Origin of the sequence: uncultured Veillonella sp., from assembly GCF_900545205.1 — a bacterium.
Lineage (GTDB): Bacteria > Bacillota > Negativicutes > Veillonellales > Veillonellaceae > Veillonella.
This window is the reverse complement of the sequence record NZ_UQYC01000057.1, coordinates 1-12,717: the sequence shown is the minus strand read 5'-3', so window position 1 is coordinate 12,717 and position 12,717 is coordinate 1. Positions and strand designations below refer to the sequence as shown.

Here is a 12,717-nt window from a genome sequence, read left to right as displayed (position 1 = left end):
CCATGTGTTTAGGCTAGTAAATAATATGTGTCCAGGAAAATGGGTACATATCATATCAATGCACGGGCTTTTTGTTACTTCATAGTAGGGAAGTTTTGTTGTTCATATTGTTGTTGGTAAGCTTGTAGATTTCTTGTATCTTCACCATAATTAAAGATCGTCTTAGTACGGTATCCGCCTTGGGTAATGATAAGATCAATAGAGGATGGTACCTCTTGACCACTTTGTTGCAAATGGTTTACCAACTCTTGTAACACTTCGACTTGTCGCAACGAACCAGTCATATATTTGCCTTTAGATAGGCCTGTATTTCTAATGACTTGGCCATTATATACTTGACCATTTTTATCTGTGTAATAGAAACGTACAGCCGCTTTATCTCCTGTAGGCACTGCTTTAATATAGATAGTCTTCCAATTCTTCTTAATCATCACTCTCGTAGCATCTGCTAACTTATTAGATAAACGTTGTGTCTCTTTATTGGTAGACTTGGATACACCATTAACCTGTTGAATTTCATCATTCATAGGCATTTCAATAGGTGATACTACAGGATCTTGTTGTACCTTCTTCGCATCTGCAGGCTGAACCGCCAACACACCAACGGCCGCCATTACAGCTAATGTTGTAAGAGCAAATTTCTTCATTCTATCTCTCCTCATATAGGATTCCCTAAACAAATTATATTTTACACAATATATTATATTCACTTAGTGCATAAATTTCAAGTTAGTCTAACTTTGTAGAACTTGTATTCTTAATTACCTGATTCCAATGTTCAAATCTTTCAGTATTATAATTCATATCCATATATTTGATATTGAAGGAATCTATAGGCTTCAAGTTATTATAAAACTCCATCTCATCTGTATTAGTATTCCAGAATAACATCATATTTTCATATATAGGTATACCATAATACTGTTCAGCTTTTAAAAATTCAAATGGTAAATTCATGTTAGGCTTCGCATAGTTAAGAGGACTAACAGTAAGCAAATAGGTATCGCCTGCCTTACCATTCATGTATAAATCTCTAGGAATTAAAGAGTCTGATATTACTTTATCCTTCTTTATACCATGTTTACTAACATTCTTATTTTGAACAGAAATCGAGTCTGTATTCACTATTTTGCTAGCAGATAAATCAGGACTTAAGATATATTTAGCGCTCCCATTAGAAGCTATAATTTTACCATCTATATAGTCTAGTGAAGCGGAGAACTTATCGAATTCATATCCAATAACATTAGAGCTTAAAGATGTATCATTAATCTTAAAAATTAATAGTGGATACAAATTCATATTTGAAATTGCAGCATTAGAACGTGCAAGCAGATATAATTCATCATTAACGATAAGAGAGTCGAAAATATAGCAGTTATATTCTGTCATAATAGGCAATACATTAACAACATAGGATTCAGAGTAATTGCTTGCATTTATAACTGTCACGGTTGCATTAGGATTACGATTAAGATCAACTGTAATATTTTTCTCTAGAATTATCCCTTGTTTCGACAAAATACGTGTCTCATTTCTCGTACCACTAAAGTGCAAAGCACACAAAATAAGAATAAGGAAAACAATAAAACTTACAATATAATGTTTCTTTATCCACCGTAACATAGAATCACCATCTCTCTTACTTATAGTATAGCTAAATCTATCAACTAGTAAAAGAAAAGGCTTCAACCATTTCTTAGCGAAATATTTTCGTCGATGATTGGTTGAAGCCTTTATTTATATTCTATTAGTTACTGAAGTCTGTATCTACAATAGCAAATTGTACATAGTCAGGGCAGCGTTTTTGCATTTCTGCTTTAATTTTTTCTAATGTACCATGTGGATCTTCTTCGTCAAAGTCAAAGATAATATCGTAGTAGATAACTTTCTTCTCTTCGTGTACGTAAAAGGCATGTACTTGTACAACATGTGTATATAAGCTTACAACTTGGTCAAGAGCTTGTCTAATTTCAAGCACTTCCACACTTGGTTGGTTTTCAGCATAGACGCCAACGGTCATATTAATACCAAATTTTTTATAAAGATGAACAGCAATACCTTTTGTCAAAGGATGGATATCAGCCATAGTCATCGTATCTGGTACGGTAATATGTACAGAGCCAATTGTTTCACCAGGTCCGTAGCTATTCAAAACCAAGTCATATACACCACCTACATTTGGATGTTGTGCGATAGTTTCTTTAATATCGCGGATTAAGTTATCATCTGCACGAACACCAAGCAAGTGATTATACATTTCTTTTAAAATGTCATAAGCAGCTTTCAAAATCAAAACAGAGATTGCTGCGCCTACATAGCCTTGAATGTCAAAGTTAAAGAAGAATACTAAGCCTGCAGATACTAATGTAGCAAAGGTAATTACCGCATCAAATAGCGCATCTATACCAGACGCTACAAGCGCATCAGATTTGTATTTCTCGCCTTGTGCCTTGATATAGCGGCCCATCACAACTTTCACCACAATAGCAACGGCGATGATAACGAGGCTTGGAATATCAAAGGTAGATACCTCAGGATGAAGAATTTTATCAATAGATTCTTTAAGAGATCCGATACCTGCACCAAGGATGATGAAGGCAATTGCCATGGTAGTCATATATTCTATGCGACCATGTCCAAATGGATGCTCCTTATCGGCCCCTTTAGCGGCTAATTTTGTACCAACGATAGTCAATACAGAGGACAATACATCCGTTAAGTTGTTCACCGCATCAAGGATGATAGCGATGGAGTTAGACGCAAGGCCTACAATCATTTTAAAGATAACGAGAACGACGTTACCTATAATACCTTTTATACTGGCAAGCGTAATTCCCCGATTACGTGCTGCACTATTTTCTTGCAAAATCATACTACACCTCTTACATTCATTTCACTAAGCTACAAATCGAAGCCTATCGATTTATCTATGTTCTTATTATAGCTTATCGATTATCATTTGTCATTATTTTTTTTGAAAAATTTTTATAAAATCATTGTAATTACTGAATTATCAATAATTCTCAATTCTCAATTAGAATATTTGATGTATTGTGACTTCACAATATATAGGACAGATTTATTGTTAACAATAATGTAATCAGATCAAATTACGCGGTAACCGTAATACGTTCCCCTGTGCGCATGTGTGTAAATACAACCTTTTGGGCACGCAATTGGAACGGCTGCTCCGTTGGCTGTGCGCCATATAAGGTATCCCCTACGAGAGGGTGACCTATATGGCTGAAAGCCACACGAATTTGATGTGTTTTTCCTGTGTACAAACGGACTAAAACCTCTGTATATCCACATTCTTGGAAGTTATACACAGATTTGTCCACATTTTGACCACTTTTATCCACATCTGATAGTTCTATATCCACATTTTTTGATGCTATATCCACAGAATTTTTGGACTTATTCACAGACTTATCCACAGGCTGTGATTGATGTCTACATAGGACGGAATAATCTGTACGAGTCTCTTTTCCCTTAGGATTTACTTCGTAATGAATCCCATCAGCACTGCGTTCCATAGATAATACCAAGGAATCCTCATCAGCTTCTATGATGCCTTCCACAGTAGCCATATACCACTTTTCAAAGGTATTATCATCCATTTGCTGTTGATAAAGACTTTGAGCTAAACCGCTTTTAGCAATTACGATACAGCCCGTTGTATCTCTATCTAAGCGGTTCAAGAAACGAACCTTCCGCTTAATGCCATTTTCTTTGAAGTAGTACGCTACCCCATTGGCAAGAGATACTTGGTCTTTTGAGTTTACTGTCACACCAGCTGGCTTATCCACAATGAGGAGATCATCATCTTCATATAAGATATGTAGATTCATTTCTATGGGTTCGTGATCTATTTTTTCCTTCGCCATGGCAATCCAAATCTCGTCACCTTCGGAGATAACATCCTTTGGCGTCGCCTTATGTCCGTTGATGTGGATTAGCTTTTCCTCAAATAACTTTACAAGAGACTTCCGTGGATATCTCGTATCAAGGACTTCGCCTAGCGAGATATCCACAGTATCACTCATTTTGACCGTTTCTTGTTTCTTAGACGGCTGTACTACTGCAAGCTTGTTAGTATGTACAGCCTCTAAATCCGCAGCAGTTACGGTCCACAAAATATCATCAGGACGATGTGTTTTTCTCGCCATTAGTATCTCCTTTCTACGAGCTCATTGTCTCGTGGCATATAGTTCAGTAGCGAGCTTGGTTGAATCGCTCGGCCACGTATATTGGTTTGTTCAAAGGTAATGGTCAGCTCTTGCTTAGGACGCGTAATGGCCACATAGAACAAGCGCTTTTCTTCGTCTTCACGGCCTTCTGCAATGGCAAAGGGGCTTGGGAAGGTACCTTCGTTGAGGCCTGCTAAGAATACATGATCAAACTCGCTCCCCTTGGCTTGGTGGATGGTAATAATAGGAATACGATCTTCATTTCGCACCTGTTGAGCTGGCTCACCTGCGGTAAGGGCCGCCATCTGCAAGATTTGATTTAATCGAGCTAAACCAGGTGGCCCTTCATAGGCAGCATCTAGTTTTTCCATAATGCGATACAGATCGCGTATATGCTCTACCTTTGCAGCTTCCCCATGGGATTTATAGTATTCTAGAACCCCCATTTGGTTCATAATGTACGCCAATAACTTCGTTGGCAGCTCCGTATAGGCCTTTCTCCTGAGCGTCGCCATTTGGGACGCAATATTGGTGAAAGCTGCTTTATACTTATTGATTGCCACCATGCGACCAGTCGTTGTAGGCACGATATTTTCTTTTACTGCATAGATTAAAAGCTGTGCAGTGGCTAAGATATCGTCCATCGCATTGTGCGTAGGCTCATGATTGATAGGAAACTCTGATGCAAGGAAGCCCAATTTATGATTCGGCAAATTAGGATAGAATCTGCGATAGATATCGAGTGTATCATAAATAGCCTTGAACTCTGAGTTACCTAAATTATGGCGTGCCAATTCATTAGTAAAGATGGTGACGTCATAATTTACATTGTGGCCTACAATAATAGCATTCTTGGAGAATTCCTTAAAGGCTTGTAGCACTGTAGCTGGCTCTTCGCCGTGGTCTTGTAGATATGCATCGGAGAAGCCGTGTACCTCTTCGGATTGTCCCACAGGTACGCCAGGGTTGATAAAACGTTCAAAGGTCTCTAGGACCTGCCCATTTTCATCGATGCGGATAGCCGCAATTTGAATAATCCGATCCTGGGACGTATCGGTGCCCGTACTTTCTACGTCATACACCACAACCTCATGGTTCTCTAAGCCACTGACGAGCTTGGCATACGGCTCGGCCTCAAAGATGGGCATATCCATAAAGTCTGTCAATTTTAGGCCTACTTGTCGCGTCTCAGGGCTTTCAATAGCGGCGATACGCGCGTCACCGATGCCGGCAACATAGCGTTTTATAATGCGCTTAGCGCTGACAGAGTCATTCGGGTTCATGAGCAGTTTAAAGTAAGCCATAACGTCTTTGATTTCTTGACGTCTAAAGAATTTAAACTCGTCAATAATCATAAAGTGACGGCGCTCCTCTTCAGGTTTTTCATTGTTAAGGCGTTCAAAGGAGTCGCTCAGCCGTTGCGCCTTTTTATTATCTCGTACGAGAACACCAATATTGGCATTCTTTGGCAAGGCGCAGATAGCTTCATAAATATATCGGCCCTCAAGATAACTATTTTTACAGCCTTTAATGAGAACAGGCTTGCCCTTTCTTTCACTATTGGCGCGAGGCAATTCAGTATAGATAGATCCTACGAGATCATGGAACATATTTTGCAATGTTTTAAACGCCATCGTGAAGAGTGTCCAGTTAGAGCGGTAGTTTTCGTAGAAAATGATTTTTAGAGGCTTAAAGTCCGAATCAAACTGCTTGAGCAAGCGGAATGGATCAGACCCGCGCCATTCGTATATGGTTTGGAAATAGTCCCCACATAATAGGACGTGATTACCTTCCCAAAGCATTTCTAATACCTTGTACTCTAGTACGCCTGTATCTTGCATTTCATCTACAGAAATATAGTTGTAACGGCTACGCCAACGCTCCCGAACTACAGAATCTTGAAATAGACGATGAACACCGCAAATAAGATCTGTAAAATCTAGCCCATGTACAGAGGCTAAGCTTTCATCATAAGCGGCAATCCATTCGTGACCATGGTTCAAAAAGTCATGGAGTTCACTATACAAAACATTGCCAAAACTAGAGAACTGTTGCTCAATTGCAGGACGCTGTTCCTTTTGCAAACGCTCAATAGTTCGTTTATAGTCGCCTACGAGATCATCAGAATAGAACCCATACAAGGAGCGATATTCTTTTACCATGCCGATGATGTTGGCAAAGGACATTTCTCGCAATTTACCGGGACGATACGGTTCAGACAATTCCTTACAATCCTCTTCATCAAAGATGGTTACATCCGTATACAAGGTTTCATTGCGCTTGCCCTCTTGTTGGAGCACGAAAAAGCAAAAGCTGTGGAATGTACTAACCTCCACAGCCTTTGCAGGACTGCCTACGAGCGATTGAATGCGGTCTTTCATCTCGTTCGCCGCCTTGTTCGTAAAGGTCATGCACAAGATATTCTCCGCCTTCGCATAGCCGCCCTCGATGAGGTGAGCCACTCGATAAGCAAGTGTATTCGTTTTTCCCGTCCCTGCGGACGCTAACAAGAGGATATTCTGTTCAACTTCATCAATAACGCGTTGTTGTTCACTATTGATAAGCATGAGGTCCTCCTATTTTAAAAAGCCGTACCATCCGGCAGCAATGAGCATTGGAATAGGGCCTAGAATCGCTGTTAAAGCCCATACGCCCAAACCAATATCCATAGGAATATTGAGGATATGAACGCATACTAAATACGTCAAAATACCAGTTACTGCATTCATAGCCACCCGTTTAATGGTGAAAAATGCTACTTTGAAAGCAATGTAGGCTACAGCAACGGATACAGCCGCCGATATAATCGGTGATGCTAATAAAGCTCCCATATTATCCTTTCATTTCTTGGCGGTTCACTACAGCACCGCCTAACGTCAATTCATCGGCATATTCGATATCGCCCCCCACAGGAACACCGCGGGCAATACGCGTTACCTTAATGCCACTTGGACTTAATAAACGCGCCAAATAGAGAGCTGTCGCCTCCCCTTCTACGTCTGGGTCAGTAGCGAGAATAACCTCTTGTACAACACCATCCCGAAGGCGGGCAATCAATTCTTTTACGCGAATATCGTCAGCACCGATGCCCTCCATAGGGGACAAGGCACCTTCCAATACGTGATATAAGCCCTTATAGTCGCCACTGCGCTCGATAGCAATGACATCGCGAGAAGTTTCAACGACCATAATCGTCGTTTGATCGCGGTTCGGATTGCTACAGAATTCACAAGGGTCTTGAGCTGATAAGTTAAAGCAAATAGAACAGTGACGCGTAGCCCCCTTCGCTTCTACGATGGTTTCCACGAGACGGTCTACCTCTTCCTTCGGCATTTCTACCAAATGATAGGCCAAGCGTCTAGCCGACTTGGAGCCGATTCCCGGCAAGCGGCGCAACTGCTCTACGAGCCGTTCTAAAGCGTTTGTCATTTAGAATAAACCTGTTGGTAAGTTAAGACCACCAGTTACTTTGCCCATTTCTTGAGCCAAGAGGTCGTCTACTTTTTTGCTAGCTTCGTTTACAGCAGCCATCACTAAATCTTCTAACATTTCTACGTCTTCAGGATCAACTGCAGTTGGGTTCAACTTCAAAGACTCGATGATTTTTTCACCATTCATCACAACTGTTACAGCACCGCCACCAACAGAAGCCTCTACTGTACGAGTTTTCAATTCTTCTTGCATTTTCTTCATATCTGCTTGCATTTTTTGAACTTTTTTCATCATGCCAGCCATATTGCCCATACCTTTACCAAACATTGTAATTCCTCCTTTTAGGATCTGCGTCCTATACTCATATTCTAATTGATTTATTCTTCGATGACCTCGACGATGATGTCGTGATCTTCAGATAGTTTTTCTAATGTTTCTGCCAAGAGAGGATTATTTCGCTCCTCTTCCGTCATATTTGCTGGGTCCCATGCATATTCACGAGCAACCGTCACGCTATCGATAGGTGCGACCTCTATAGGTGCTTGTGAAAGCATTGCATGTTCATCACTTTGATAAGGGGTTCCCTGTTGCTGTTCGCCCCCATTAGACTTTGGGACAGCTTCCACCTCAATATGTGCACCGCTATCCATAGGGCGTTCTAAGACTTCCCCATCATCGCTAATAACAGTGACACTATCTAATGGATGTGGTGGCATATCATCTAAGGATGATACGTAAGCTTCCTCCATATCATCTACCGGCACATCATCAAAGGAATGAACTGGAATATCATCGCCTTCAATAGAACCTGCTAGCGACTCGATAGGAATCTCTCCATCAGGCACTTGTACCGTAGGACCGCCATCAAAGGATGTAATCGGCACATCTCCACTAGATGGTGAAGTTTCTGGTCCGGCCTCACTCGTATTAGCACCAGATGTGGCACTTATAGCAGCACCGCCCGTCTTCTTTGCTAAGAATGCTAATGCTGCAGCCTTTGCCGCATCTACTGCTGCTGAATCAGGCTTACTAGCCGGCTCTTCAGGTGTAGGACCTCCAACCTGTGCGATAGGTTGTTGAGCTTGTGACGCGCTACTTGCTTGAGCTCTATTAGCTCCTGCTGAGCTATTTCCCACTGAAGCATTATTAGTGCCTTGTGGTGCTGATGGATTTGTTAAATCCATTTGCGTTGGTTGACCTTCAGAGGTCTTCTGCACATCAACCATTGGTTCTGGTGGACGTTGCGGTGCTTTTACTTGGTGCTGCGTCGTACTGCCAGAGGCTTTTTTATAGTCTTTGTAAACTTGTGTAAGGGCATCAACGATTTCTACATGTACTGGATAGCCTAGCGTATAGGTGAAAGCATCTGCCGCTTCTGCCAAGTTTACTTCGTTGGTCATTACATTGAGGTGCAATGTATTTTTAAAGGCCATAACAGCCTTACTTTGGTCTACGTATACAAGTTGACCTTGGCCAATTACGGTAGAGGTCATATTGCGATTGCTGTCCTTCAAGTATTTAATGACATTAGACTGTACATTGCGATACTCTTGAGCAGACAAGATTTGATCACTAATGATAGCCTGTGTGCTAATACCTTTTTTCCCACGTCCTGTAGCTTGTTTTCTCGTAGGTCGTTGTGGTCCGCCTCCCGTATTTGGTGGTGGCGCCATACCAACACCGCCCATCGGCGGAGGAGCCATGCCCACTCCATTCATAGGAGGAGGTGTGCTACCAAGAGCTCCCAGCGGTGGAGGCGTTATGCCTACATTCGTAGGCAGTGGTGTCATTCCTACGCTACTTGGAGGTGGTACTGTACCAACAATAGCATTTTGATTACTACTCATGGGAGCGCTCTGTACAGTAGCCGTATGATCTACAGGAACAAAGCTATTGGCATAACCACCAGGCGGGCCAAAGGAATTAGCACCATAAGCAGGTGCAGTTGCGACAGCTGGGCCTCGTTGTTCTAATTGAGCCATGCGGTTTAATAAATCATTTCGTTCAGAGCGCTCAGAAGACTCTAGTGCATATACACGGTCTTCTAAGCTTTCATCAACAGAGCCTAATTTAGCACATAAAACGAGTAAGCCCATTTCGATGATGGTTCGTGGATTATCCACCTGTTTTGCATCATTCATGATCGATTGTGCACTGCGCACATACTGATTAAGCTCATTAAAATCGATGCTTTCAGCTTGAGCTAGGAATTCATCCTTAAAGGCATCGTATACCTTGAGCTCGTCCGCATCAGGTGCTACCTTGCCTACAAGCAAGGCCCGCACATGCTGAATTAGGGCTTCCATAATCTGTGTCGCATCACGACCTTCTGCTAAGGCATCGTGAATATAAGACAGTAATTTTGGTCCATCCCCGTTGCGCAACGCATCTAGAAAGTGAATAATCCATTCTTTGCTAACAAGACCGATCAGTTCTTCTACTACTTGCGGCGTAATAGTACCTGTTGCCATACCGGCACATTGGTCTAAGATACTCAAGGCATCACGCAAACCACCGTCTGCATGAACAGCGATGAGCTGTGCTGCAGCAGGATCTAAGCCAAAGCCTTCCTTTTCTGCTACATAGGATAAACGTTGTGCAATATCGTCTGACGTAATCCTTCTGAAGGTATAGCGCTGACAACGAGACACGATAGTAACAGGCAATTTTTCAATTTCTGTGGTAGCGAAGATAAACATAACGTGAGCTGGTGGCTCTTCTATGGTTTTTAAGAGAGCATTCCACGCCTCCGTCGTAAGCATATGGGCTTCGTCGATGATGAATACCTTCTTACGGCCTTCAACAGGCATGAATTTGACGCTTTCACGAAGGGCACGCACCTCATCGATACCACGGTTTGATGCGGCGTCGATTTCAAGCACGTCCATGGACTGGCCGCTTAAAATCGATTTACAAGCACTACACTCATTACAAGGATGATCCGTTGGTCCATGCTCGCAGTTGATAGCGCGTGCAAAAATCTTGGCCATACTCGTCTTACCAGTCCCTCGCGGACCAGCGAACAAATACGCATGAGCTACCTTATCCCCGCGGATAGCACGCATCAATGTATCAGACACCTGATGCTGACCAACCACATCGGTAAACGTCTGCGGACGGTACTTACGATATAACGCAATATATGCCATTGGAACACCCCCTTTTTCCGAAAATTACAATACTTTATTATACCATATTCACGGAAATCTTACTCATTTTATAGAGTTCTATCATTAATTTATACAACCCATTTCCCTCTATCGATTAGACATAAAAAAAGCGGCCCCATAGGCCGCCTTGCAATATTCGATCACGACAGTCCCCGGGTTCCCCGTGGCACATGAAGGTTACCGCTTAGTGCTGCTACCTCTCAGTCCTGACACGATTCACAGGCCCCCATTGCACGGGCCCGAGAACTGCCATGATCCAATATTGCAATACAAATATTATACATGAAAATGCCTCTATAGTCAAAGCTATAGAGGCATTTCATATGTCTTATCTAAAGGATATTCAGTTAGATTAGAAATTATTTTGCATATTTTTCTTTGAATGCAGCTAATTGAGCTTCTTCCAAGGATAAGCCTTGTTCTTTATAGCGTTCAATAGCAGCGTGCATTTCTTCATATGCTACAGGTACAACTTTTGTAAATCTGTTTACAAAGTTATTCCAGTTTTCAAGGATGTGACGGCCTTTAGCGGAGTTAGTATGCAATACGTGTTGTTCTACTAATTCTTTAATGCGTTTAAGGTCATCATTATTAGCAGGGCGTAATTCTACGAGGCCTGTATTAACATAGCGTTCATCGCAATCAAGGATGTATGCATAGCCACCGGACATACCTGCTGCGAAGTTACGGCCGATTTTACCGAGTACAAGAACTTCGCCACCAGTCATGTATTCACAACCATGGTCGCCTAAGCCTTCCACAACAGCAGTGATACCACTGTTACGAACAGCGAAACGTTCACCAGCAACACCGTTAATGTAGGCTGTACCAGATGTAGCACCATAGAAGGCAACGTTACCGATAAGGATGTTTTCGTCCGCTTCGAAAATGGATTTCTTAGGTGGATATACAGTGATTGTACCACCGGACAAGCCTTTACCGAGGTAATCATTCGCATCACCTTCAAGTTCTAATGTCATGCCTTTAGGAATGAAAGCACCAAAGGATTGCCCTGCAGAGCCTTCAAAGTTCAACTTGATTGTGTTATCTGGCAAGCCGCTTTCACCATAACGACGTGTCACCTCAGAACCAACCAAGGTACCTACAACACGGTTAATGTTGTTGATAGCCAATTTAGCGCGAATAGGTTTTTGGTCCTCAATGGCAGGACGGCACATACGCAAGAGCTTGGACATATCCAATGTGCGTTCCAATTCATGATCTTGGTCAATCATGTGCATATGACCTACAGATGCATCGATATATGGATGGAACAATACGCGTTTAAGGTCAACGCGAGACAATTTGAAGTTATCGTCTTGAGATTTTTGACGAACAAGGTCGATACGACCTACAAGTTCAGCTACGGAGCGAATTCCTAAGCGAGCCATAATTTCACGTAATTCACGAGCGATGAAGATCATTAAGTTTTCTACATACTCAGGTTTACCTGTGAAACGAGCACGCAATTTTTCATCTTGTGTCGCTACGCCATAAGGGCATGTGTTGAGGTTACATACACGAGCCATTTTACAGCCTACAGCAACGAGTGGTAATGTACCGAAACCGAATAACTCAGCGCCAAGCATAGCCGCAACGGCTACGTCAAAACCAGTCATTAACTTGGAGTCTACTTCCAATTTAACGCGGTCACGCAATCTGTTGAGCATCAATGTTTGATGTGTTTCGGACAAGCCTAATTCCCAAGGCACACCAGCGTGTTTTACAGATGTACGGCCTGCCGCACCTGTACCACCATCGTAGCCAGAGATTAAGATATTATCTGCTTTTGCTTTTGCCACACCAGCAGCGATAGTACCAACGCCAGCTTCAGATGTTAATTTAACGGAAATACGAGCATCTTTGTTAACGCATTTCAAATCGTAAATCAACTCAGCCAAGTCTTCGATGGAGTAAATATC

Annotated in this window: 10 protein-coding genes and 1 other RNA gene; all 11 read right to left on the bottom strand. The window is 42.1% G+C overall.

The window, feature by feature from the left end; genetic code table 11:
• Positions 1–74: 74 nt before the first annotated feature.
• The gene (locus QZR70_RS06805; RefSeq protein WP_295794032.1) at positions 75–647 is read right to left on the bottom strand and encodes an immunity protein YezG family protein; all 573 of its coding nucleotides are present in this window, start codon (positions 645–647) and stop codon (positions 75–77) included.
• A gap of 82 nt (positions 648–729) precedes the next feature.
• Positions 730–1,626 carry a hypothetical protein gene (locus tag QZR70_RS06800; RefSeq protein ID WP_295794030.1) on the bottom strand — a complete coding sequence of 299 codons (897 nt, stop codon included), beginning with the start codon at positions 1,624–1,626 and terminating at the stop codon, positions 730–732.
• A 124-nt stretch (positions 1,627–1,750) separates the two neighbouring features.
• Positions 1,751–2,875, bottom strand: coding sequence for a cation diffusion facilitator family transporter (locus QZR70_RS06795; protein WP_295794028.1), 1,125 nt, complete (start codon positions 2,873–2,875; stop codon positions 1,751–1,753).
• A gap of 238 nt (positions 2,876–3,113) precedes the next feature.
• Positions 3,114–4,172 (bottom strand): RluA family pseudouridine synthase, encoded by a 1,059-nt coding sequence (locus QZR70_RS06790; RefSeq protein WP_295794026.1) that lies wholly within the window; start codon positions 4,170–4,172, stop codon positions 3,114–3,116.
• The gene (locus QZR70_RS06785; protein ID WP_295794024.1) at positions 4,172–6,760 is read right to left on the bottom strand and encodes a 3'-5' exonuclease; all 2,589 of its coding nucleotides are present in this window, start codon (positions 6,758–6,760) and stop codon (positions 4,172–4,174) included. Before QZR70_RS06785 ends, QZR70_RS06790 begins: the two co-directional genes overlap by 1 nt.
• A 9-nt stretch (positions 6,761–6,769) precedes the next feature.
• Complete coding sequence (locus tag QZR70_RS06780) at positions 6,770–7,024, bottom strand: hypothetical protein (RefSeq protein WP_105093643.1); 255 nt, start codon at positions 7,022–7,024, stop codon at positions 6,770–6,772.
• A gap of 1 nt (position 7,025) precedes the next feature.
• Positions 7,026–7,622 (bottom strand): recombination mediator RecR, encoded by a 597-nt coding sequence (gene recR / locus QZR70_RS06775; protein WP_004694915.1) that lies wholly within the window; start codon positions 7,620–7,622, stop codon positions 7,026–7,028.
• Complete coding sequence (locus QZR70_RS06770; RefSeq protein ID WP_008602262.1) at positions 7,623–7,952, bottom strand: YbaB/EbfC family nucleoid-associated protein; 330 nt, start codon at positions 7,950–7,952, stop codon at positions 7,623–7,625.
• 50 nt (positions 7,953–8,002) lie between these two features.
• Positions 8,003–10,774 carry a DNA polymerase III subunit gamma/tau gene (gene dnaX, locus QZR70_RS06765; RefSeq protein ID WP_295794021.1) on the bottom strand — a complete coding sequence of 924 codons (2,772 nt, stop codon included), beginning with the start codon at positions 10,772–10,774 and terminating at the stop codon, positions 8,003–8,005.
• 167 nt (positions 10,775–10,941) lie between these two features.
• Positions 10,942–11,041, bottom strand: an RNA gene (gene ffs, locus QZR70_RS06760) — signal recognition particle sRNA small type.
• A gap of 113 nt (positions 11,042–11,154) precedes the next feature.
• On the bottom strand, positions 11,155–12,717 hold a 1,563-nt coding region (locus QZR70_RS06755; RefSeq protein WP_295794020.1), incomplete at its 5' end, for a glutamate synthase-related protein.